The sequence below is a fragment of the Methylobacterium sp. 88A genome (genome assembly GCF_000376345.1).
GTDB classification, from domain to species: Bacteria; Pseudomonadota; Alphaproteobacteria; order Rhizobiales; family Beijerinckiaceae; genus Methylobacterium; species Methylobacterium bullatum.
This window is the reverse complement of the sequence record NZ_AQVT01000001.1, coordinates 4,578,506-4,599,354: the sequence shown is the minus strand read 5'-3', so window position 1 is coordinate 4,599,354 and position 20,849 is coordinate 4,578,506. Positions and strand designations below refer to the sequence as shown.

The window sequence follows — 20,849 nt, the reverse complement described above, 5'->3', positions numbered from 1 at the left end:
CGATGCCAGCCTGGTTCACCGCCTTCCTCTCGGCCTTCGATCTCGCCGCACCCCTGGCGCTGCTGCTCCTGCCGCTGCCCTTCCTCGCGGCCCGGCTGCTGCCGCCCGAGCGGATGGGATCGAGCGGCGCCTTGCGCGTTCCGGCCACCGTCGTGATGGGCTCCGCCCGGGGGGACGGCGTGGCGGCGCGCGGGCGCGGTCGCTCGCTCCTGATCTGGACCCTGTGGGCCGCCCTGGTGGCGGCGCTCGCCGGCCCCCGCCTCGTCCTGCCCGCCACCGCGCTTCCGGCCTCGGGCCGTGAGATCATGCTGGTGATGGACCTGTCCGGCAGCATGGAGAGGCGGGACTTCGCCATCGACGGCGAGACCGTGACGCGGCTCACCGCCGTGAAGCGGGTGGGCACCGACTTCATCCGCCGCCGGGCCGGGGACCGGATCGGCCTCGTGATCTTCGCCAACGAATCCTACGTGGCCGCGAGCCCGAGCTTCGACACCAATACCGTGGCGCGCGCCCTCGACGAGGCGACGATCGGATTGGTCGGCCGTTCCACCGGCATCGGCGACGGTCTCGGCCTCGCCCTCAAGCGGCTGGTGCCGGCGACCTCCGGCGAGGCGTCCGACATTCCGCAGGCCACATCGAAGGTGGTGGTGCTGATGACGGACGGGGCCAACAATGCCGGCCAGACCACGCCGCGCGACGTGGCGGCCCTGGCCAAGGAACTCGGCGTCAAGGTCCACACCATCGCGCTCGGCCCCCGCGACATGTCCAATGCCGACGGCGAGCAGGATGTCGTCGATGCCGAGACCCTGCGCGAGATCTCGGCTTCCACCGGCGGCACCTTCTTCCGCGTGAAGACCACCGACGACCTCATCGCCATGGCCGATTCCATCGACGCCATCGAGGGAGGCCGGGCCAAGGCCCCCCCGGTCCCCCTGCGCCAGGACCTCTGGCCCTGGCCGGCCGGCCTCGCTCTCTTGTGCGCGGCGGGCCTGCTGGCGGCGAGGCGCAAGGCATGAGCGCCCTTCTCTCCCTCGCCATCCTGCGGCCATGGTGGCTCCTGGCGATTCCCGTCATCCTCGTCCTCGCCCTGCGCGCGGCCTGGCGCTCGGCCCCGCTGGGGGATTGGGCGAAGGCCGTCGATCCCGGCCTCATGGCCTTCCTCGAGACGCGGGGAGCCGTCCTCGGCGGGCGGCGCCAAGCCAACCTCGCCGCCGCCATCGCGGCCGGGATCGTCGCCGTCGCTCTGACCGGACCGGCCATCGAGCGTCCCGATGCGGCCACCTTCCGCAACCTCGATGCGACGGTGGTCGTCATCGATCTCTCGCGCTCCGTGGCCGAGGGCGGTCATCTCAAGGAGGTCCGCCAGATCGCCGACAGCGTGGCCCAGGCGGCGGGCACCCGCAGCGTCGCCGTGGTGGTCTATGCCGGCGACGCCTATCTCGCCGCCCCGCCGACCACGGACCGCGACGCCCTCAGCCTCGTCCTCTTCGCCCTCGACGGCGACACCGTGCCCGATCGCGGCACCCATCCCGAGCGCGGCCTCGCCATTGCGCGTCGGACCCTGGAAGAAGCTGGGGTCATCGCCGGGGACGTGGTCCTCGTCACCGATGGCGACGGGATCGGCGATGCGGCCCTGCGCGAGGCCACTGCGATCCGGACCAAGGGCTGGCATCTCCATGCGGTGTTCGTGCCGGCCACCAAGGCCCTGCCGGACGGTTCGCCGAAACCCGACCGGACAGCTCTCGACCGCGTCACCGGCGCGGGCAATGGCGTGACCGTCGATCTCGACAGGCCCGCCGCCCTCCTCGACATCGTGGGTGCCAGCACGGCGCAGCATCTGGCGGCGGGCGGCTACACCGTGCTCGCCTTCGCCGATCTCGGACGCTGGCTGATCCTGCTCGCCCTGTTTCCCGCCCTCGTCCTGTTCCGCAGGAGCGCCTGATGAGCACGGCGCGTCTCTCCCTGTCCGATCGTCTTCCTCTCCCCCGGCATTGGACCGGCTGGGCGAGGATCGCCGGCGTCACCCTGGCCGGTGCCGGCATTCTCGGCCTCACCCTGGTCTCCGAGCCGCGCACGACGCTCGGTCGCAGCCTGATGAGCCTCGGCCTGCCCGGTGCCGCCGCCACCATCCTTGCCGATCCGGCCTGGCGCGGCCCCGCGCTCTACGAGGCGGGTCGCTACGAGGAGGCCATCGCCATCTTCCGGAACGGCGGCCGGCGCAACGCCTACAATCTCGCCAATGCGCTCGCGCGTTCCGGCGATTACCAGGGCGCCATCGACGCCTACGACGTCGCCCTGCAATACAACCCGCGCGATGCGGATGCGCAGGCCAACCGCTCCCTCGTCGCGCGTCTCGTCGCCGAGGGGCCGGGCGATCCGGGCAAGGGCGGCGGCCTCGCCAATGCCACGGCGACGGTGGGCTCGCGCTACAACAAGACCTCGAACCAAGACCCGAACGACGACATGAAGGCCTCCTCCGTCGGTGAGGGACTGGCCGGTAACAAGGAGGGGGGCACCTCCTCCTCGACGCCGGGCAACAGCAAGGTGGCGCGGCGCGGCAAGGCCGAGCAGCAATCGGTGGATTCCGGCAAAGGTGAAGCGAGGGGCTCGGCCAGCGACGCGGCTGGCCGCGGTCGGACGGGCGCCGGTTCCGCCATGGTCGCCGCCGCTCCGGAACGTGAGGTGCGGCGCGTGACGAAGAGTTTCGAGGCGCACGAAATCCGCCCCGACCGCCTCTGGCTCCAGACCCTGCCCGACGATCCGGGCCGGTATCTCAAGCTGCGCCTGAAAGCCGAGCAGGCGGTGCGTGTGGAAGCGGGCACGGCGGTCCCGGCGGGAAGCAACCCATGGTGAGCTTTAGCGGAGAGATGCCGGTGTACCCCCCCTCTCCCCGCTCGCGGGGAGAGGGCCGAAGGCACCTCGTCGTGCCTTCGGTAAGCGGAGGCGAAAGCCGGAGCGAGGGTGAGGGGGCTCGTCCGAAAGCGACTCCTTCGGACGAGCCCCCTGACCCTCGGCTGCCGCCTCGCCGCGACGACGACGGGGTCGTCGCGGCCCTCTCCCCGCGTGCGGGGAGAGGGGAACGTCTCACGCTGTCCGATCATGACCTTCCAGCCCACGAAGGGGGGAGGGATCACGCCCGGCGCGGCATCCTCATGCTCGGCGCGTTCCTGTTCCTCGCCGCTCCGGCCCATGCCGAAATCTCCCCCGGTGACCTCACCCTGACGGTGACGCCGGAGCTGAACGGAAACGCGGCGCCGTTCTCGCGAGAGATGGTGCTGCTCCACATTCGCGGCGTCTACCGCCAAGCGATCCTGCTGGAGGAGGTGCTCCAGCCGTCGCTGGCGAATTTCAGCTGGACCCAGCTCGGTCGCGACACCTGGTCGAAGACCCGCCTGCCGGACGGACAGGTGGCGGTGGCCTTCGACCGCACCATCGCGATCTTCCCGCACCATCCAGGCGATTTCACCATCGACCCGTTCATCCACCGCCTCACCATCAACGATGGCGGCACCCGCAAGGTGGTGGACGTTCCCTCAGTACCGGTCTCGCTGCCCGTTGCCACCTGGACGAAACCGGTGGGCGGTCCGGACGTGAAGGAGCCGTGGTGGCTGCCGGCGCGGGACGTGACCATCACCGATTCCTGGAGCCCCGATCCCGAAACGGTGAAGATCGGTGAGACCACGAGACGCATCGTCACCCTGGAGGCGCAGGGGCTGGTGGCCGAAGGGCTGCCACCGCGGCCAGTGATGCGCACACGCGGCATCCTCACCTTCGCCGGTCCCGTGACCCGCGAGACCATCATCACCCCGACGGGGCCGGTGGCGCGGGCGACCTATCAATGGGACGTGCGCCCCGCCGTCACCGAGATCGTCCCGCTCGATGCCATCACCATTTCCTGGTTCGACACCGTCTCGCGGACCCTGCGCGAAGCGGAAATCCCGGCCCGCCAGATCGGTGGCGGCCTGCCCGATCGGGACGAGGACGCCAAACCCGTGACTCCGGCCTCGCCGATGCTGGTCGCGGCTGCGGCCGTGGGCGCTTTCGGGTTCGGCCTCGCCCTCATCGGCTTTGGTGTTCCGAGACGCTCGCGGACCCTGCGCCTCGACCGTGCGACACGCCGCGAGCTCACACGCTACGCGGAGGCCGGCGACGGACCGGGTTTCCGCGCCGCCCTCGACCCGGTCTTCGAGCGCGAACCCGACCTCGCGCGCCTCTGGCGCTCCACTCCCGTCATCGCCGAGGCGCTCTCGGCCCTCGACGCGTCGCTCTATGGCCGAGCCGAGGAAGCGAAGCCGGACCTGGCTCGATTAGCCGGCAACCTGTCGAAGCCGTTCAAGATCGACAGGCCTTCCGACGAGCCGGTCACCCGGTTGTCGGATCTCGATGGTCGGGCTTTGCGGCGGTAACCTTTCGTTCACCCTGTTCTGAGAATTTCAACCCTCGTCCAGGGACGGTGAGTTGGGCGGTGAACGCCCATCGACAGGGCTTCCGGCGACGGGAGCACGCAGCGGGATGACATGAGCCGAGGGCGCGAGACAGCAGGAGGCCATGCCGCGAGGGTGGTGATCGCGGCGAGTTTCGTCGTGACAGGCCTCGTCGCGTCCGTCTTGTGCGGCCCGGCCCGGGCCGCCGACGCGCGGGAGCGCTGGTCCACCCCCTACGGCGTGGAGGCCAACCGCCCTGTCCCGGGAGCCGAGCCGCCGCCGCGTTACTTCCCACGCGCGGATGAGGACAGCACGCCGCGACGGGAGCGTGCGAGACCCCGACGGGTCGCCTGTATCCCGAGAAGCGTGCCCATCCCCACCGACGCGCCGGACGATCCGAGCTATGTCGGATCGACCTACGGGCTCGGGAAACCGAGCTATTACGGCTTCAAGCCGGCGCTGGGCGTGGACGATCCCTTCGGCCGATCCCTGCTGCCCTATTGCAACTGACCTCTGCCGCTCGCGGCATCTGGCTTTCCGGCGCCGAGTTGGGATAGTCGAAGGCCTATCGACGTCCCTCAGAGCCCTGCCGAAGAGCCCCGATGAGCAGCCAAGCCTCGCCCGTCACCCCGGTCCGGTTCGACGCGGTGGATCCCATGCGGGCCTGCATCCGCGCCTGGAAGGCGGCGGGCGACCGTGTCGTCCTCGTGCCCACCATGGGTGCCCTGCACCAGGGTCACCTCTCCCTCGTGAGCCGGGCGCGGGAACTGGGGGAGCGGGTCGTCGTCAGCATCTTCGTCAACCCGACGCAGTTCGGGCCGAGCGAGGATTTCTCGCGCTATCCGCGCGACACCGAGGCCGATCTCGCGCTCCTGTCTGAGGCGGGCGTCGATGCCGCCTACTGTCCCACCGTGGAGACGATGTACCCGGCGGATTTCTCCACCAGCCTCACGGTGGCGGGCATCAGCGAGGGCTTGTGCGGCGCTTTTCGGCCAGGCCATTTCTCCGGCGTCGCCACGGTGGTGACGAAGCTCGTCAATCAGGTCCAGCCCGATACCGCCCTGTTCGGCGAAAAGGACTTCCAGCAATTGCAGGTCATCCGCCGCGCGGTGCGCGACCTCGACATCCCCGTCGCCATCGGCGGCGTGCCGACGCTGCGGGAGGAGGACGGCCTCGCCCTCTCCTCGCGCAACCGCTACCTCGATGCGGACGAGCGGCGGATCGCACCCCTTCTCCACCGCGAGTTGGCGACCATCGCCGAAGGGTTGAGAGCGGGAAACGCGGCCTCGGCGCTCGTCTCGGCCTCGACCGAACGGCTGATCGAGGCCGGGTTCAGCACGGTCCAGTATCTCAGCGTGTGCGATGCGGACACGCTGGCCCCGGTGGAACACGCCACGGGACCGACCCGCATCCTGGTCGCCGCCTATCTCGGCTCGACGCGGCTCATCGACAACGTCGCCGTTTGACGGGACCGGATGGTCAGTGGCGCGGCCGGTCCAGACGGTGAGCCATGAAGAAGTCGACCATCGCCCGTGACGCATCCGGGCCGCGCGGATCGGTGTAGCTGCCCGCCGGGTCGCCGCCCGACCAGGAATGGCCGAGGCCGCGCACCACCCAGCTTTCCACCACGACCCGATCGGACGCGTCGGCATAGCGCGTGCGGATATAGGCCAGGCCGCCGGGGCCGGTTCCATCCGAGACGGACGGCTGCAGGGCCTCGACGCCGGCCTGGATGAGAACCTGATCGCCGTTGCGCGGATGGACGGTGCCGTCACTCTCGCCATGGACCATGATGGTCGGCACCCGCGCGGTCTCCGCCGGCGGGACCACTACGGACCCCGATGGCCCGAGACGCATGGTCGTCAGTGCCGAGGAGATGTCACCGGCGCAACCCGCGGCGAGACCCGAATGCACGCCGACGGCGGCATAGAGGTCGGGATAGGCCAGGGCGATGTTGGCGGCGGCGGCGCCACCGGCCGAGAGGCCTGCAATATACACCCTGCGCACATCGACCTTGTACTGGCTCATCACCGCGCGGGTGAGACCCGCGATGATCTCGGCCTCACCGGAACCGCGTTCCTGGTCCCCGGGCTGGTACCAGTTCCAGCACCGCTGGCCGTGCGCCCTCATGCTCTGGGCAGGATAGACGACGAGGAATCCCTCCGTCTCGGCCAGACGGTTCATGCCGGTGCCGGCCGCGAAATCGTCCGGCGACTGGGTACAGCCGTGGAGCATGACGAGGAGGGGAGGCTGGGCAACCGTCCTGCTCGGAACGTAAAGCTTGTAGTCGCGTGCGCCCGCATCGTTGGCGAACGCATGCTCGGTGAAAGTCCCCTCGCCGGCGGGAGGAGCCGGGACCTTGCCGTCCCGGAACAGGTTGGTGGGATCGAACCCGGAGAATCCCGACGGCGCCGACCCCGGCGCGGCCACGCCCTGACCCGCCTGCCCGGATGGCGACGACAGCCCGAACTTCCGCGCCACCTGATCCAATGCCTCGCGCAGATGGTCCTGCAGGCCCTCCGTCATCGAGCCGGCTTTCGGATGGCCGGGCTTTGCGGCCTCGCCGCCTCCGACCTGGACCATCTGTCCCGACGTCTCGGCATCGTGCCGGCCGAAGAGGCCGCGCTGGATGAGATCGGCCGCTTCCTGCAGGCGTCCTGCCCCCGTCAGTTTGGTCGCTTCGACGAGATCGTCCATACGCGTCCGGTTCGGGTGATCAGCCATCGCATGATCGCTTTCTTGGGTGTTGGGAGAGCGGACGACGGATCCGATCGATGCTGGATACACAGACATCCCGCATCGACGATGGGCTTGATTCGCCTCCGCGCCGACTCGATGTGCAAAGATGTAGGCTGGTTTTATTGCAATGCAATATGTCTTTTATTGCATTGCACCTAACGGGTCTCACTCACCGTCGTTCTCGCTGACGTAGTCGCGCCAGATCGGGCTGGAACCGAGGGTCGCGACGAAAGCCGCGTGCTGACTCACTTCCAAGGGGTCCAAACGGTTGCGCAATCGGCGCGGTTCCACGGCGATGGGTCCGTCGCCCGAGGCGATGGCCCGGGCTGGCTCCGTGGTCTCGACCATGGCGAGGCCGAGGCTCGTCTGCTTGCCGCCGAGGAGTTCGATATAGACCTCGGCCAGGATCTGGGCGTCGAGGAGCGCCCCGTGTTTGGTGCGCCGCGTCGTATCGATCCCGTAGCGGACGCAGAGCGCATCGAGGCTGTTGGAGGCTCCGGTATGCTTGCGCCGCGCCATCTGCAGCGTGTCGACCACCGCCCCCAGGTCGATCTGCGGCGGCCCGCTGTCGCCGAGCCGGGCGAACTCCATGTTGAGGAAGCCCACATCGAAGGGCGCGTTGTGGATCACGAGGGGGGAATCGCCGCAGAAGGCGACGAAATCGTCCACGATCGCCGAGAAGACGGGTTTGTCGGCCAGGAACGCGTCGGAGAGACCGTGGACGCCGAACGCGCCCTGGGAGACCGGCCGTGTCGGATTGACGTAGCGGTGGAAGGTCACCCCCGTCTGGATGTGGTTGATGAGCTCGACGCAGCCGATCTCGATCAGCCGGTCCCCGTTCTTGGCATCCGTCCCGGTGGTCTCGGTGTCGAGGACGATCTCACGGAGCATGGTGCGGTCCATTCGAGGGAATACGAAGCAAGCGGTCAGGCCGTACCTGCGCCGACGAGGCGTTGGATGAGAGCGTCGACCTGATTTTCGGCATCAGCAAGGCCAAGCCCGGTATCGATGAGGAAGTCGGCGCGGGCGCGCTTGTCGGCATCGGGCAACTGCTTGGCGAGGATCGCGGCAAACGCCGCCTCGGACATGCCGGGGCGAGCCAGCACACGCTGCCGCTGAACCTCGGGATCGGCCGTCACCACCAGAACCGCATCGCATCTGTCTTCCCCACCGGTCTCGAACAGGAGGGGGATGTCGAGGATCACCAGGGAGGCGTCGCCGTGCTCCTCGAGGAAGCGCTGTTCCTCCCCTCGGACGAGGGGATGGATCGCGGCTTCCAGCCGGGCGAGAGAGTCCGGCCGGCCGAGCACGTGGTCCCGCAGGCGCGCGCGGTCGACGGAGCCGTCCTCCGCGATGGCGTCGGGGAACAGGCCCGCGATGAGGCGGGCGCCGGCTCCTCCCGCCGCGTAGAGACGCCGCACCGCCGCATCCGCGTCATGGATCGGGACGCCGCACCGGGCGAATAGGGAGGCGGTGGTCGATTTCCCCATGCCGATGGAGCCGGTGAGGCCGAGGATGAACGGCCGGGTCATCGCTTCGCGACCAGATCGGCGACGATGAGGGCACGCAGTTCCGGTGTGACCACCGGACGGGTCCCGAACCAGCGCTCGAAACCCGGCACGGCCTGATGCAGCAGCATGCCGAGTCCGTCGACCACGCGACGCCCCCGCACCGCAGCTGCCGCCAGAAGCGGCGTCTCCAGGGGCGAATAGACGATGTCGGCCACGGCACAGTCAGCCGGCAAACGATCCAACTTGATGTCGAGGGGCGGCTTGCCGGTCATACCGAGGGAGGTGGTGTTGACGAGAAGCCGCGCGCCATGAAGGGCGTCGTCGAGCCCGTCCCAGTCGATGGCCTCGACGCGGGACGGGTCGAGCTCCACAATGGCCTCGGACCGCGAGCGCGTGCGGTTGGCAACCCGGATGCGGTTCGCCGGACCGTCGAGAAGGCCCGCGACGACGGCCCGTGCCGCCCCTCCCGCTCCGAGGATCACGACGTCTCCCGCATCGGCGCCGAGCCAGTCCGCCCCGAGGGTCTCGTCGAGATGAGCGGTGAAGCCGACGGCATCGGTGTTGTCGCCGATAAGACGCCCCTGCCCGTCGAAGGAGAGCGTGTTGACTGCGCCGATCCGCCTGGCCGCCTCCGTCAGCACCTCGGCCCCGGCGAAGGCGGCTTCCTTGTGCGGCAGGGTCACGTTTCCGCCCGCGAACCCGGCAGCCTTCAGGCCGCGCAGGAAGGCCCCGAAATCCTCCGGCGCCACGTCGATCCGCTCATAGGACCCGTCGAGCCCAAGGGTCGAGAGCCAGTGTCCGTGGATCATCGGCGACCGGGAATGGGCGATCGGATGACCGACGACGAAGGCTTTGATCATGAAGGGGTCTCGCGCGGCGTTCGGGATCAGAAAGCAAGGCAGCCATGGCTGCGCAACCGGTCGAGCAATCCGGTCAGCGGGAGGCCGAGGATCGTGGCATGGGCGCCCTCAATGTCCGCGAACAGATGGATGCCGAGGCCTTCCAGCTGGTATCCCCCCACCGTGCCGGTGACACGCTCATGCCCGGCGATCGCCAGATAGGTGTCGATGGCGGACGCACTCAGGTCCCGCATGGTCAGACGGGCCTCGTCGTGGAGGAGATCCGGCTCCCGTCCCGCTACGATGAGGGCGGCGGCGGAATGCAGGGAATGGGTCCTGTTGGATAGCCGGCTCAGCTGATGTTTCGCCGCGTCGAGGGAGGCGGATTTGTGAAACACCTCCCCCTCGCAGGCGAGAACCTGGTCGGCGGCCAGGACGATCCTGTCTTGTGCCTTTTCAGCGACCGCCCGTGCCTTGGCCAGGGCCAGTCGGCGGGCGAGATCGGCGGGAGCGAGGGGGCCTGAATCGGCCTCGATGCCGCGCTCGTCCACATTCGGGACCACGACCTCCACGTCGAGGCCGGCGGCTTCGAGGAGATGCCTGCGCGTCGGCGAGCCGGAGGCGAGGACGAGCGGCCGTTCGGGCAGCCAGAGACGGGTCATGACGGATCTCGCTTCGCGTTTCACGCCACGAGGAACTTGAGCCGGTGCTCGCGATGGAGATCGAGGATCGCGGCGGCGGTCTCCTCGATGGACCGCCTCGTGACGTCGATGGTCGGCCAGCGGTGCCGGTTGCAGAGTTTGCGGCAGGCGGCGATCTCGTCGGCGACGGCGTCGCGATCGACGTAGAGGGAGGTGTCGTCCGCCTTTAGGCTCAGCAGGCGGTTCTGACGAATCTGCACGATTCGCTCCGCAGACGCGAGGAGGCCGACCACGAGGGGCTTGCGTGCATTCTCGAGATTGGGAGGCACCGGCATGCCCGGCACCAGGGGGAAATTCGCGGTCTTCAGCCCGCGATTGGCCAGATAGATCGCCGTCGGGGTCTTCGAGGTGCGGCTGACGCCCACGAGGATCACGTCGGACTCGTCGATGTCGAAGGGCAGGTTGCCGTCGTCATGGGCGAGGGTGAAGTTCATCGCGTCGATGCGCTTGAAATACTCCGCGTTCAGCATGTGCTGCGCCCCCGGCCTGGCCGTCGTCTCCGCGCCGAGATAGGATTGCAGTAGGGCGTGGACCGGCTGGAGCACGGAGAGGCAGGGCGAGCCGGTCTCGCGGCAGGCCGCCTCCAGCCGCTCGGTCAGGTCGTGCCCGACGAGGGTGTAGAGGACGAGGCCCGGCGCCGCCTCGATCTCGGAGATCACCCGTTCGAGCTGGGCCGAGGATCGCACCAGCGGATAGACATGCTCGATGGCCGAGACGCCCTCGTACTGGGCGGCAGCGGCGCGACCCACATTGATGAGGGTCTCGCCGGTGGAATCCGACACGAGATGGAGGTGGAAGTAGCTGCGACTCATCGGAAATTCCCATCCCAGGCCGGCGGACGGGCGTGAGGGATCTCCGGGTTATCCACCACACCTGACGGCCGGAGTCGACAGGTGGGGATAAAGCACCCCTGTCCGGGCCGGGGGCGGAACCTTCCCCCGCGTTGTCGACTCTCGCGTCAACATGCAGACCGACGACCCTCGCCCCGATCCCGATTTGGGAGATTCAGGGAGGGTTCGGGCACGGTGGACCCGTCACGGCGCGCAAGTCGCTGATTAGACTTCCCGTTCTCGAAAGTTAGCGCGAACCCGTTAAAGCCCCGTTAACGGCAGTGGCGCGGGGATGGGGTGTGGACAAGTTCGCGTTCCCGTCATCCCCCGTCTAAAAGAAAAAACAGAGTCTTAGAATCTCTCTTTTCTTATTAGATAGACGGGACGGGGACAGGGATTTTCGGCCACCCCCAGAGGCTCTCGCAGGGAAGAGGGCTTTCGGAAGTGGGCATCGGAGAAGCGGGGACGTCCTGCGGTAAAACAACGTCCCTCGGCAAAACATCTTCCCGAGACGGGGCAGGGAGGTCATAGCTCTGTTCCAAGGGGAGGGTACCTTCCCATCAAGATGGACCGGGCGGATACGCGGATGACTCGACGTGACGGCACCGATCGTGCGCTGCTTCAGGTTCTCGACGGCAAACCGTGCCGGATCCCTCCCGCCTGGATGATGCGGCAGGCCGGGCGCTACCTTCCGGAATATCGCGAGGTCAGGGCCAGGGCCGGCTCCTTCCTCGACCTCTGCTACAATCCGGATTTCGCCACCGAGGTGACCCTGCAGCCGATCCGGCGGTTCGGCTTCGACGCGGCGATCCTCTTCTCCGACATCCTCGTCGTGCCGGACGCCCTCGGGCAGAATGTCCGCTTCGTCGAAGGGGAAGGCCCGCGTCTCGATCCGGTCCATGGCCGAGACGAGTTCGCCCGCCTGAAACAGGCTAACGATCCGAGCATCTTCCAGCACCTGGAGCCGGTCTTCGAGACCGTCCGGCGCCTGCGCTCCGAATTGCCGGCCGAGACGACCCTTCTCGGGTTCTGCGGCGGTCCCTGGACGGTGGCGAGCTACATGATCGGCGGACGCGGCACGCCCGATCTCGCTCCGGCCCGCGCGCTCGCCGATACCGAGACCGCCCTGGTGGAAGCACTCATCGACCGCCTGGTCTCGGTGCAGATCGAGTACCTGTCGCGCCAGCTCGAAGCCGGCGCCGATGCGGTCCAGATCTTCGAATCCCATGCGGGCTCGCTGCCGCGGGCGCCGGGTGCCACGGAGGATGCCCTCCAGCATTGGAGTTTTGCTCCCATCGCCCGCATCGTCGATGGGGTCAGGGCACGTGTGCCGGGCGCGAAGATCATCGTCTTCGCCCGGGGCTCGGGCCTCGAAGGCCATGCCCGCGTGATGGCGGAGACCGGCGCGGACGCCGTCGGGGTCGATTGGAGCGTTGACCTGAAGGCCCTGCGCGGTGCCGTGACGCCGCGCACCGTGACCCAGGGCAACATCCACCCCGAAACGCTGATCGAGGGCGGTGAGGCCCTCGACGCGGCCGTGGACGGGGTGCTCGAGGCGACGGAGGGGCTGCCGCACATCTTCAACCTCGGCCACGGCATCACCCCACAGACGCCGATCGCCCATGTGGAGCGGATGCTCGCCAGATTGCGGCGCTGACCTCGGACCATGGCCGACACGCTCTATCCCTGGATCAAGGCGATCCACGTCATCGCCGTCATCTCCTGGATGGCGGGGCTGCTCTACCTGCCGCGCCTCTTCGTCTACCACGCGTCCCTGCCCGAGGGGCCGGCCTCCTCGGCCCAGTCCGAGACGTTCAAGGTCATGGAACGCCGCCTGATGAAGGCGATCATGAATCCGGCCATGATCGTCACCTGGCTGCTCGGCCTGTTCCTCGTCTGGCAGAGCGGATTCTACGCATCGGGCTGGATGCAGGCGAAGTTCGCCCTGGTGCTCGCCATGAGCGGCTGCCACGGCTGGTTCTCGCGGATGGTCAAGGATTTCGCGGCCGACCGGAACGCGCGGAATCACCGTTTCTACCGAATGGTCAACGAGGTTCCGACGCTCCTCATGGTGGCCATCGTCATCCTCGTCATCGTCAAGCCGGGATTCGGGTCATGATCGCATCGCATCGCTTCCGGGTCTGGTGGGGTGCCGCCGCGATGATGCTGGCCGCATCCGGCGCCGAGGCCGCGAGCTTCCCGTGCGAAAAGGCGGAGACGCCCGACGAGAAGGCGATCTGCGGCCATCTCCCCCTCAACGACCTCGACGTGGAGATGGCGGTCCGGTTCGAGATCCTGCGCGGGCTCCTGCCCATGGGCGGCAACGCCAAGCTGCGCGACGACCAGGAAGCCTGGCTGCAGGAACGGCGCAGCTGCGCGGCGGACGTCACGTGCCTGACCAAGGCCTACGAGGTCCGCCTGAAGACCCTGCGCGGCGTCTTTTCGGAGTTCGCCAAGCAGGGTCCTCTGTAAGGAGGCAGGCCCCACGAGGGCTTCAGCTCAGCCGCGTGAGCAGGCGGTCGATTAGCGGGTTATCCGGGCCGAAGGCGTAGTCGATCCGTCTGACGCTGACCGCGCTCGCTCCCGATTTCACGAGATCGTCCACGAGGTCGAACGTGGCGTCCACCGGGCAGTGCAGCACGATCTCGGCGCTCCGGTTTTCCGGCACGCCGTAGGGCAACTGCGCATCGTGCAGGGCGCTGATCCCGGCGAGATCGAGATCGCCGTCGGCCGGCATCGCCGCACGGATCTCGCGGGTGAGGCGCGCGCGCTCCTCCGCCGCGATCCGACCGAGCACGGTGCGCAACGCCTTCTTCTGGCTTTGGCCCCAGGGCGCCGTCAGCGAGGCGACGAGATTGGCCTCCGAGCGCAGGATGATGCCGTCGTCGAGGATCTTGAGGGCGTTGGCCGCGAGCGTCGCCCCCGTGGTGGTGATGTCGACGATGATCTCCGCCGAGCCCGAGGCGGGCGCACCTTCCGTGGCGCCGAGGCTCTCCACGATGCGGTAATCGGCGACGCCGTGCTCGGCGAAGAACCGCCGGGTCAGGTTCACGTATTTCGTGGCGATGCGCAGGCGGCGCCCGTGGCGGATGCGGAGTTCGGCCGCGACCTCGTCGAGATCGGTCATGGCGCGGACGTCGATCCAGGCCTGCGGCACCGCGACGACGACGGTGGCCTGCCCGAAGCCGAGCGGCGTCAGCAACTCGACCTGGCCCCGCGCATCGGGAAGGCTCTCGCGGATCAGATCCTCGCCGGTGACGCCGAGATGGGCGCTGCCGCTGGCGAGCTGGTTGGCGATCTCGGAAGCCGAGAGGTAGCGCACCTCCACATCCGGCACGCCGACGAGCTTGCCGCGATAGTCGCGCGCGCCCGCCCCTTGGGCGAGTTTCAATCCCGCCCGCGCGAAGAAGGCAGAGGCGTTCTCCTGCAGGCGGCCTTTCGAGGGGACGGCGAGGACGAGAGGGCCGTCGACCGCGCCTTGCGAAGCCTGGGAAGTCGGAACGGTCTCAGCCACGGGACGATCCTTCCGACGTGAGGACACGGGACAGCCAGACGGCGCAGCCCACGGCCGGGATCGGCGTGGGGCTGCCCAGATGCTGGAGCAGGCCGTCGTAGCGGCCGCCGCCGACGAGGGGAGCTGTCCCCTGCCCCCGCGTCACCTCGAAGATGAAGCCGGTATAATAATCGAGGTTGCGGGCGAAGCTCCCTGAAAACCGGAACCGCTCCACGTCGAGACCGCGCGCGGCGATGAAGCCGGTCCGCTCCTCGAACAGGGAGAGGGCGGCGTCCAGCGGCGCGTAGGTGATGCCCGCCGAGGCGGCGAGCTCCCGCATGGAGTTGGCGGCCTGATCCGGATCGCCCGAAATGGCGCGGTAGCGCTCGACGACGGCGCGGTTCTCGGCGTTGAGCCCGGCGCCGCCATTGGTCCGTGCCGAGGCCTTGGCGAGGAAGCGTTCCGCGATCTCGCCGGCGCTGCGTCCGCCTACGCGGGAGATACCGGCGATGGACAACACGTCCTCGACGAAGGCGCGCACGCCCTTGGGATCCTGGCCCTGGATCGCCGCCAGCAACCCGGCATGCGGGTCTTCCACGCTCGCGACGGTGGTGACGTCGTCCAGCGAGCGGCCCGCCGCGAGTGCCCGCAACGTCCGCCGCTTGGCGGCGGGCGGTACGCCGAGCCCGTCGAGCAGGGCGTCGATGACGCCCATGTCGCCGAGCCTCACCGAGACCTCACCGGCTCCGAGCAGGTCGAGGCCTTCGAGGGCGAGGCCGAGCACTTCGGCGTCCGCCACCGGGATGTCGGTGCGGCCGAGGGATTCGATGCCGGCCTGGAGGAACTCCTCCGCCTCGCCGGAACCGAGCCGGAAGACCGGGCCGAGATAGCTGTAATCGGCGGTGGCGCCCACGCCCCGCGCCAGATGCTGGCGGCAGACCGGAATGGTGAATTCCGGCCGCAGGCAGAGTTCCGCGCCCGCCGCGTCCTGCGTCACGAAGATGCGCCGGCGAATGTCCTCGCCGGAGAGTTCGAGGAACGGCTCCACCGGCTGCAGCACGGCGGGCGTCACCGGGCCGTAGCCGCCTTGCGAGAAATGCGCGAGGAGCCGCGTTCCCTCATCCGCTCGCACGGTGTCGATCGGATCGACTGCCTCCGGTCTCGTCATGGTTCACCCGCCGCCTGATGCCGCGTCCTTTATCAACCGCGTCCGGTCTTGGCGACCATCAACCGCATCCGCTCTCGACGAACGGATCCTGCGGCTTTTCAGAGCCAGCCCTGAAGCTCGCGGCGGACCACGTTCTCGATCACCCTCATCCCGAGATCGCTGTCGTTGAGGCAGGGGATGTAGGCGAAGCGCTCGCCGCCATTGTCCTCGAAATAATGGCGGTTCTCGCCGTCGAGCTCCTCCAGGGTCTCGAGGCAGTCGGCGGTGAAGCCCGGTGCCACGATGGCCATGCGCTTCACGCCGGATTTGGCGAGGGTCTGCACGGTCTCGTCGGTATAGGGCTTGAGCCATTCCTCGTTGCCGAAGCGCGACTGGAAGGTCGTGCGCATCCGTTCCGTCGAGAAGCCCAGGGCCTCGCGGATGAGGCGGCCCGTCTTCACGCACTGACAATGGTAGGGATCGCCCTTGAGGAGGTAGCTCTTCGGCACCCCGTGGAACGAGGTGAGGATCACCTCCGGCTCGAAATCGAGCTTGGCGAGGCCCTCGCGGATCGAGGTGGCCATGGCCTCGATATAGACGGGGTCGTCGTGATACGGCGCCGAGACTCGGACGGTCGGCTGCCAGCGCATCTGCATCAGCGCCTTGAAGGCCTGGTCGCAGGCGGTGGCCGAGGTGGCGGCGGCATATTGCGGGTAGAGCGGCACCAGCAGGATGCGGTCGCAGCCCTGGTCGAGCAGCGCCTGGATGCGCAGGGACACTTCCGGCTTGCCGTAGCGCATGGCCCAGTCGACCACCACCGAATCACCCATCGCCGCCTGCAGTCGCTCGGACTGCCCGCGGGTGATGGTCTTGAGCGGACCCTCGTTGCGCTCGTTGTTCCACACGCTGGCATAATCCCGACCCTTCGGGCCGGGACGCTTCGTGAGGATGATGAGGTTGAGGATGGGCCACCAGATCAGACGCGGCACCTCGATGACGCGCCGGTCGGACAGGAACTCCTTGAGATAGCGGCGCATGGGCCAATAGCTCGTGCCCTCCGGCGTGCCGAGGTTCATCAGGAGCACGCCGACCCGGCCCCAGCGCACGGGCGGGTGGTCGGAGGGCAGGCTGGCGGTCGCGGAGGAGCTGGTCTGCAACGGCTTGATGTCCTTGAGGGACGTCGGTTCGACGCGTTCGTTCATCGGGTTCCCGAGCGCCCCGGCAGGGCGCGGTTTGTCAAAGCGGTCTTCGTGGCGCAGTTGTCTGGCGCAGCATATCTATCTAGAGCACGAGACCTGCCAGCGACCATCTCGTCAATGAAGGCGCGACATGCCGTCTCCCCGGTACTTCTTCAACCACTTCATGCCGTTCACCGGCTACCCCTATAAGGGGGGACCGACGGTCTGCAATCTGTGCGGATCGGCCGAGACGGTGACGGTGGCCGAGACCGACCGGCGGCTGAAGACGCTGAAATCCGTCGCCTGCGTGCAGTGCGGCCTGATTCGCACCGACCCGATGCCGACGCCGGACGAACTGGCGCATTATTACGCCCATGCCTACCGGGCCGATTACCAGCTCGCCTTCGCCGGCGGACCGCCGCGCCACCACCTCAACCGCTCGGCCCGCGAGGCGACCTTCCGCGCCGACCTGCTGGCGCCGAAGCTGAAGCCCGGCGCGCGGGTTCTCGATTTCGGCTCGGGCTCCGGCGAGTTCCTGGCCGCGGCCCGCGCCAAGGGCTGCGAGGCCATCGGCATCGAGCCCGGCCGCGACTATGCCGCCTATGCCCGCGAGCATCACAAGGTCGAGGTTCTGGACGACGCCGACGACGGACGCTTCCCCGCCGGACATTTCGACGTGATCTCGACCCATCACGTGTTCGAGCACCTGCGCGATCCGGCCGTGGTGATGGAGCGCCTGTCGCGCTGGCTGAAGCCCGACGGCGTCATCTACGCGGCGGTGCCCAACATGGCCGCCACCGGCAAGCCGCCCCACGAGCGTTTCCACTTCGCCCATGTCCACGGCTTCGTGCGCGAGACCTTCGACCTCAACGCCCGCCGGGCCGGCCTCGTCCCGCATCCCGAATATTGGCGCGAGGACACCACCGTGGTGTACCGCAAGACCGACGCCCCCGTGGGCGAACTCGCCAATCCGGGTCTCGCCGAGCGCCTCGTCGTCGAGCTCAAGGGCACGCCGGCCGCCGCCTATCTCGTCTCCGGCGCCTGGATCTGGCCGATGCTCCGTCGCAACGCCAAGGCGGTGCGCGACGGTTTCGCCTCGCGCTGAGGTCCGCGTTCGGGCCTGACGCCGGAACGCGAAGGCCGATGTTGCATCGGCTTCATCGATCGCGTCCACACTGGCTCTAGCCGGAATCTCGATCGCCCGGCCCTTCGGAGACCTGTCGCGATGCCTCGTCCTACCCGTCGTCAGACCCTGAGCCTCGGTCTCGGGGCGGGGCTCGCGGCAGGTTTGGCCGCGCCCGCCGGTGCCGGGGAGATCGAACCGACTTTCACGCTCCTCCTCGTCAACGACATCTACCTGATGTCCGAGGTCGACGGTCGCGGCGGCTTCGCCCGGCTCAACGCGGTGGTGAAGTCCGAGCGGGCGCGCGGCGTGCCGGTGCTCTACGCCCATGCCGGTGACACCCTCTCCCCCTCGCTGATGTCGGGGTTCGACCGCGGCGCGCATATCGTCGAGCTTCTCAACATCGCACCGCCCGACGTGTTCGTGCCGGGCAACCACGAATTCGATTTCGGCCCCACCATCTTCGCCCAGCGCATGGGCGAGGCGGCCTTCCCGGTCTTCGCCGCCAACCTGCGCGGTGCGGACGGCAAGCCCCTCGCGGGTCTCCGCGACAGGATGGTGGTGACGCTCGGCGGGATCCGGGTCGGCCTCGTCGGCATCACCCTCGCCAGCACGCCGGAAAAATCGCAATCCGGCGATCTCGCCTTCGGTCCCGAGATCGAGACGCTGCGCGCGGCGGCCCAGGCCCTTCGCGACGAGGGGGCCGAACTCATCGTCGGCATCTGCCATACGGCGCGCGTCACCGACGAGGCGATCGTGGCGGCGCGGATCGTCGACATCCTGCTCTCGGGCCACGACCACGACCTCATCGTGCAGTATGACGGCCGCAGCCTGCTGGCGGAATCGAGTTTCGACGCGCGCTACGTCACCGCCATCGACGTCGCCGTGACGGTGAAGGGAACGGGCAAGACCCGGACCCTGTCCTGGCACCCGACCTTCCGCATCCACGACACCGCCGACGTCACGCCCGATCCCGAGACCCTCGCCGTGACGCAGCGGCTCGAGGCTCGGCTGGCGAAGGAACTCGACGTGCCGGTGGGGACGATCAGCGCGCCCCTCGACAGCCGCATCTCGACCGTGCGCCTCCGCGAAGGCAGTTTCGGCAACCTCGTCGGCGATGCGCTGCGCGCGGCCACGGGGGCGGAGATCGCCATCACCAATGGCGGCGGCATTCGCGGCAACCGGCTCTATCCGGCCGGTACCGTGCTGACCCGGCGCGACATCCTCACCGAGCTTCCCTTCGGCAACACCACGGTTCTGGTCTCGCTGACGGGCGCCCAGGTGCGGACCCTGCTGGAATCGGCCCTTGCCGATCTCGGCCGCCCGGCGGGTCGTTTCCCGCAGGTCTCGGGTCTCGTCGTCACCGTCGATCCGGGGGCGAATGCGGGACACCGGATTCAGTCCATCCTCGTGGACGGACAGCCCCTCGACGAGACGCGGACCTATACGGTGGCCTCCAACAATTTCCTCTACGATGGTGGCAACGGCTACGGCCTCCTCGCCGACGGGCGCACCCTCATCGGCGCCACGGACGGCAAGCTCGTCGCCAACGAGGTCATGGCCTATATCGCCCGGCATGACCCGCTCTCCGTCCCCGATGGCGGCCGGATCGTGATCCGGTGACGGCGCGCGGCTCGCTGAGCCTGGCCCTCGACGAGTTCCGCGCCACGGGCTCGTCCTGGCTGACGCTGCCCTTCTTCTCCAATGGGGCGGCGGATGCCGTCTGTGCGCGCGTCGACGAGCGGATTGCGCAAGGGGCGAGCGTCCTGCCCTCCCCCGATGCGGTCTTCCGTGCCCTCACGCTGACGCCGCTGGAAGCGGTGAAGGCCGTCATCCTCGGGCAGGACCCCTACCCGACGACCGGCGATGCCAACGGCCTCGCCTTCTCCTATGTCGGCCCCCGCCGGCTTCCGGCCTCTCTCAAGGTGATCCTCGCCGAACTGCCGGGCACGATGGCGAGCGGCGATCTCACGCCCTGGGCGAGACGGGGCGTGCTGCTCCTGAACTCGGCCCTCACCGTGGAGGCCGGCAAGTCCGGCGCGCATCTGCGCTACGGCTGGTCCGCCCTCACCGACGACGCCGTGAAGGCCGTCTCGGCCCGTCCGACGCCCGCGATCTTCCTGCTCTGGGGGGCGCAGGCCCGCGCGCGGGCGGCCCTCATCGACCGAGAGCGATGCGGGGTGATCGAGACCGGGCATCCCTCTCCCCTCAACCGCCTGCGGGATTTTTCGGGCACGCGGCCCTTCGACGAGGCCAATGCCTGGCTGGCGGGCCGGGGCCTTTCCCCCATCGACTGGTCGCTCGGTTGACGCGGTGAAACGGTCGCTTTGACAGGACGGCCCGGCGGTCTATCTCGGATGGGCAGCATAAGCGGAACGTAAGAATCCGCGCCGCCCCAAGAACGCTTCCGAGGAAACGCCGTCCATGCGCCTGAAACCCGTTCTCAGCCTGTGCCTTGCGGCCGGCCTGCTCGCACCGACCCTTGCACAGGCTCAGATCCGCAACGCGCCTCCGCCCCGTGCCCTGGAATTCGCCGCCTACATCTTCGCCGCGGCCAATGTCTGCGGCTACCAGATCGGCGTCGAACAATTCGATGCCCTGCTCCAGAAGCAGAATGTCAGCGCCGCCGATGTCGGCCCGCGAGGTCCCTTCGGCGGCAAGGTCCAGACGATCTTCGCGCTGATGTCGAATCAGATGCAGCTGAACCGGGAGCAGGCTTGCCTAGCCGTCGCCGGCGAATACGGCCCCGAGGGCAATGTCGTGAAGAACGTGCTGCTTCCCATGGGTGCAGCCTCCCCACCCGCCGAAGCGAAACCTCCGGTCGAGCCCAAACCGGCGCAGTAGACCCCGCCATTCCGTGCACG

At 68.5% G+C, this 20,849-nt stretch carries 22 protein-coding genes; 13 read left to right on the top strand and 9 right to left on the bottom strand.

Annotation, left to right across the window (positions count from 1 at the left end):
- Positions 1-2: 2 nt before the first annotated feature.
- From A3OM_RS0121925 to panC, 6 genes are all read left to right on the top strand, one after another.
- Positions 3-1,016: a VWA domain-containing protein gene (locus A3OM_RS0121925; RefSeq protein ID WP_018045944.1), complete on the top strand. Its 1,014-nt coding sequence runs from the start codon at positions 3-5 to the stop codon at positions 1,014-1,016.
- The gene (locus A3OM_RS0121920; RefSeq protein WP_018045943.1) at positions 1,013-1,942 is read left to right on the top strand and encodes a vWA domain-containing protein; all 930 of its coding nucleotides are present in this window, start codon (positions 1,013-1,015) and stop codon (positions 1,940-1,942) included. The genes A3OM_RS0121925 and A3OM_RS0121920 overlap by 4 nt, the downstream gene beginning before the upstream one ends.
- Positions 1,942-2,853, top strand: a complete 912-nt coding sequence (locus A3OM_RS0121915) for a tetratricopeptide repeat protein (RefSeq protein WP_018045942.1) — start codon at positions 1,942-1,944, stop codon at positions 2,851-2,853. The genes A3OM_RS0121920 and A3OM_RS0121915 overlap by 1 nt, the downstream gene beginning before the upstream one ends.
- 299 nt (positions 2,854-3,152) lie before the next feature.
- Complete coding sequence (locus A3OM_RS0121910; protein ID WP_018045941.1) at positions 3,153-4,406, top strand: BatD family protein; 1,254 nt, start codon at positions 3,153-3,155, stop codon at positions 4,404-4,406.
- A 111-nt stretch (positions 4,407-4,517) separates the two neighbouring features.
- Positions 4,518-4,934, top strand: coding sequence for a hypothetical protein (locus tag A3OM_RS0121905; RefSeq protein ID WP_043764381.1), 417 nt, complete (start codon positions 4,518-4,520; stop codon positions 4,932-4,934).
- 92 nt (positions 4,935-5,026) lie between these two features.
- Complete coding sequence (panC, locus tag A3OM_RS0121900; RefSeq protein WP_018045939.1) at positions 5,027-5,890, top strand: pantoate--beta-alanine ligase; 864 nt, start codon at positions 5,027-5,029, stop codon at positions 5,888-5,890.
- A 13-nt stretch (positions 5,891-5,903) separates the two neighbouring features.
- Here the strand turns inward: panC and A3OM_RS0121895 are convergent, their stop codons facing one another.
- The 6 genes from A3OM_RS0121895 to A3OM_RS0121870 all read right to left on the bottom strand — a co-directional run bounded on the left by A3OM_RS0121895 (position 5,904) and on the right by A3OM_RS0121870 (position 11,026).
- On the bottom strand, positions 5,904-7,148 hold the full coding sequence (locus A3OM_RS0121895; RefSeq protein ID WP_026176303.1) for a PHB depolymerase family esterase: 1,245 nt from the start codon (positions 7,146-7,148) through the stop codon (positions 5,904-5,906).
- 180 nt (positions 7,149-7,328) lie between these two features.
- Positions 7,329-8,054, bottom strand: coding sequence for a DNA polymerase III subunit epsilon (dnaQ, locus tag A3OM_RS0121890; protein WP_026176302.1), 726 nt, complete (start codon positions 8,052-8,054; stop codon positions 7,329-7,331).
- Positions 8,055-8,089: 35 nt separating this feature from the next.
- Entirely contained in the window at positions 8,090-8,695 is a 606-nt protein-coding gene (gene coaE / locus A3OM_RS0121885; protein ID WP_018045936.1) for a dephospho-CoA kinase, read from the bottom strand.
- Positions 8,692-9,534, bottom strand: a complete 843-nt coding sequence (locus A3OM_RS0121880; protein ID WP_018045935.1) for a shikimate dehydrogenase — start codon at positions 9,532-9,534, stop codon at positions 8,692-8,694. Before A3OM_RS0121880 ends, coaE begins: the two co-directional genes overlap by 4 nt.
- A 26-nt stretch (positions 9,535-9,560) precedes the next feature.
- Complete coding sequence (locus A3OM_RS0121875) at positions 9,561-10,175, bottom strand: nucleoside triphosphate pyrophosphatase (protein WP_018045934.1); 615 nt, start codon at positions 10,173-10,175, stop codon at positions 9,561-9,563.
- Positions 10,176-10,195: 20 nt separating this feature from the next.
- Complete coding sequence (locus A3OM_RS0121870; RefSeq protein WP_018045933.1) at positions 10,196-11,026, bottom strand: pyruvate, water dikinase regulatory protein; 831 nt, start codon at positions 11,024-11,026, stop codon at positions 10,196-10,198.
- A 604-nt stretch (positions 11,027-11,630) separates the two neighbouring features.
- Between A3OM_RS0121870 and hemE the strand changes: the two genes are divergently transcribed.
- The 3 genes from hemE to A3OM_RS0121855 are packed head-to-tail and all read left to right on the top strand — an operon-like array spanning position 11,631 to position 13,516.
- Positions 11,631-12,701, top strand: a complete 1,071-nt coding sequence (hemE, locus tag A3OM_RS0121865) for a uroporphyrinogen decarboxylase (RefSeq protein WP_018045932.1) — start codon at positions 11,631-11,633, stop codon at positions 12,699-12,701.
- A 9-nt stretch (positions 12,702-12,710) separates the two neighbouring features.
- The gene (hemJ, locus tag A3OM_RS0121860) at positions 12,711-13,163 is read left to right on the top strand and encodes a protoporphyrinogen oxidase HemJ (RefSeq protein WP_018045931.1); all 453 of its coding nucleotides are present in this window, start codon (positions 12,711-12,713) and stop codon (positions 13,161-13,163) included.
- Entirely contained in the window at positions 13,160-13,516 is a 357-nt protein-coding gene (locus A3OM_RS0121855; RefSeq protein WP_018045930.1) for a hypothetical protein, read from the top strand. The genes hemJ and A3OM_RS0121855 overlap by 4 nt, the downstream gene beginning before the upstream one ends.
- Before the next feature lie 22 nt (positions 13,517-13,538).
- Here the strand turns inward: A3OM_RS0121855 and hisG are convergent, their stop codons facing one another.
- The 3 genes from hisG to hemH form a co-directional block, all read right to left on the bottom strand.
- Complete coding sequence (gene hisG / locus A3OM_RS0121850) at positions 13,539-14,558, bottom strand: ATP phosphoribosyltransferase (protein ID WP_018045929.1); 1,020 nt, start codon at positions 14,556-14,558, stop codon at positions 13,539-13,541.
- A complete protein-coding gene (locus A3OM_RS0121845; RefSeq protein ID WP_018045928.1) occupies positions 14,551-15,705 on the bottom strand; it encodes an ATP phosphoribosyltransferase regulatory subunit in 1,155 nt (384 codons plus the stop codon). The genes hisG and A3OM_RS0121845 overlap by 8 nt, the downstream gene beginning before the upstream one ends.
- A gap of 98 nt (positions 15,706-15,803) precedes the next feature.
- The gene (gene hemH / locus A3OM_RS0121840) at positions 15,804-16,886 is read right to left on the bottom strand and encodes a ferrochelatase (protein ID WP_018045927.1); all 1,083 of its coding nucleotides are present in this window, start codon (positions 16,884-16,886) and stop codon (positions 15,804-15,806) included.
- 127 nt (positions 16,887-17,013) lie between these two features.
- Here hemH and A3OM_RS0121835 point away from each other — a divergent pair, with 127 nt between their 5' ends.
- From A3OM_RS0121835 to A3OM_RS0121820, 4 genes are all read left to right on the top strand, one after another.
- Entirely contained in the window at positions 17,014-17,967 is a 954-nt protein-coding gene (locus A3OM_RS0121835; RefSeq protein WP_018045926.1) for a class I SAM-dependent methyltransferase, read from the top strand.
- A gap of 120 nt (positions 17,968-18,087) precedes the next feature.
- Positions 18,088-19,608, top strand: a complete 1,521-nt coding sequence (locus A3OM_RS0121830; RefSeq protein WP_026176300.1) for a bifunctional UDP-sugar hydrolase/5'-nucleotidase — start codon at positions 18,088-18,090, stop codon at positions 19,606-19,608.
- The gene (locus A3OM_RS0121825) at positions 19,605-20,294 is read left to right on the top strand and encodes a uracil-DNA glycosylase (protein ID WP_018045924.1); all 690 of its coding nucleotides are present in this window, start codon (positions 19,605-19,607) and stop codon (positions 20,292-20,294) included. Before A3OM_RS0121830 ends, A3OM_RS0121825 begins: the two co-directional genes overlap by 4 nt.
- A gap of 115 nt (positions 20,295-20,409) precedes the next feature.
- Positions 20,410-20,829, top strand: a complete 420-nt coding sequence (locus A3OM_RS0121820; RefSeq protein ID WP_018045923.1) for a hypothetical protein — start codon at positions 20,410-20,412, stop codon at positions 20,827-20,829.
- Positions 20,830-20,849: the final 20 nt, after the last annotated feature.

What these genes read in the sequence shown, in the direction of transcription:
- A3OM_RS0121925 (WP_018045944.1), top strand. Translation starts at nt 3, where the DNA reads ATGCCAGCCTGGTTCACCGCCTTCCTCTCGGCCTTCGATCTCGCCGCA.
- A3OM_RS0121920 (WP_018045943.1), top strand. Translation starts at nt 1,013, where the DNA reads ATGAGCGCCCTTCTCTCCCTCGCCATCCTGCGGCCATGGTGGCTCCTG.
- A3OM_RS0121915 (WP_018045942.1), top strand. Translation starts at nt 1,942, where the DNA reads ATGAGCACGGCGCGTCTCTCCCTGTCCGATCGTCTTCCTCTCCCCCGG.
- A3OM_RS0121910 (WP_018045941.1), top strand. Translation starts at nt 3,153, where the DNA reads ATGCTCGGCGCGTTCCTGTTCCTCGCCGCTCCGGCCCATGCCGAAATC.
- A3OM_RS0121905 (WP_043764381.1), top strand. Translation starts at nt 4,518, where the DNA reads ATGAGCCGAGGGCGCGAGACAGCAGGAGGCCATGCCGCGAGGGTGGTG.
- panC (WP_018045939.1), top strand. Translation starts at nt 5,027, where the DNA reads ATGAGCAGCCAAGCCTCGCCCGTCACCCCGGTCCGGTTCGACGCGGTG.
- A3OM_RS0121895 (WP_026176303.1), bottom strand. Translation starts at nt 7,148, where the DNA reads ATGGCTGATCACCCGAACCGGACGCGTATGGACGATCTCGTCGAAGCG.
- dnaQ (WP_026176302.1), bottom strand. Translation starts at nt 8,054, where the DNA reads ATGCTCCGTGAGATCGTCCTCGACACCGAGACCACCGGGACGGATGCC.
- coaE (WP_018045936.1), bottom strand. Translation starts at nt 8,695, where the DNA reads ATGACCCGGCCGTTCATCCTCGGCCTCACCGGCTCCATCGGCATGGGG.
- A3OM_RS0121880 (WP_018045935.1), bottom strand. Translation starts at nt 9,534, where the DNA reads ATGATCAAAGCCTTCGTCGTCGGTCATCCGATCGCCCATTCCCGGTCG.
- A3OM_RS0121875 (WP_018045934.1), bottom strand. Translation starts at nt 10,175, where the DNA reads ATGACCCGTCTCTGGCTGCCCGAACGGCCGCTCGTCCTCGCCTCCGGC.
- A3OM_RS0121870 (WP_018045933.1), bottom strand. Translation starts at nt 11,026, where the DNA reads ATGAGTCGCAGCTACTTCCACCTCCATCTCGTGTCGGATTCCACCGGC.
- hemE (WP_018045932.1), top strand. Translation starts at nt 11,631, where the DNA reads ATGACTCGACGTGACGGCACCGATCGTGCGCTGCTTCAGGTTCTCGAC.
- hemJ (WP_018045931.1), top strand. Translation starts at nt 12,711, where the DNA reads ATGGCCGACACGCTCTATCCCTGGATCAAGGCGATCCACGTCATCGCC.
- A3OM_RS0121855 (WP_018045930.1), top strand. Translation starts at nt 13,160, where the DNA reads ATGATCGCATCGCATCGCTTCCGGGTCTGGTGGGGTGCCGCCGCGATG.
- A3OM_RS0121845 (WP_018045928.1), bottom strand. Translation starts at nt 15,705, where the DNA reads ATGACGAGACCGGAGGCAGTCGATCCGATCGACACCGTGCGAGCGGAT.
- hemH (WP_018045927.1), bottom strand. Translation starts at nt 16,886, where the DNA reads ATGAACGAACGCGTCGAACCGACGTCCCTCAAGGACATCAAGCCGTTG.
- A3OM_RS0121835 (WP_018045926.1), top strand. Translation starts at nt 17,014, where the DNA reads ATGCCGTCTCCCCGGTACTTCTTCAACCACTTCATGCCGTTCACCGGC.
- A3OM_RS0121830 (WP_026176300.1), top strand. Translation starts at nt 18,088, where the DNA reads ATGCCTCGTCCTACCCGTCGTCAGACCCTGAGCCTCGGTCTCGGGGCG.
- A3OM_RS0121820 (WP_018045923.1), top strand. Translation starts at nt 20,410, where the DNA reads ATGCGCCTGAAACCCGTTCTCAGCCTGTGCCTTGCGGCCGGCCTGCTC.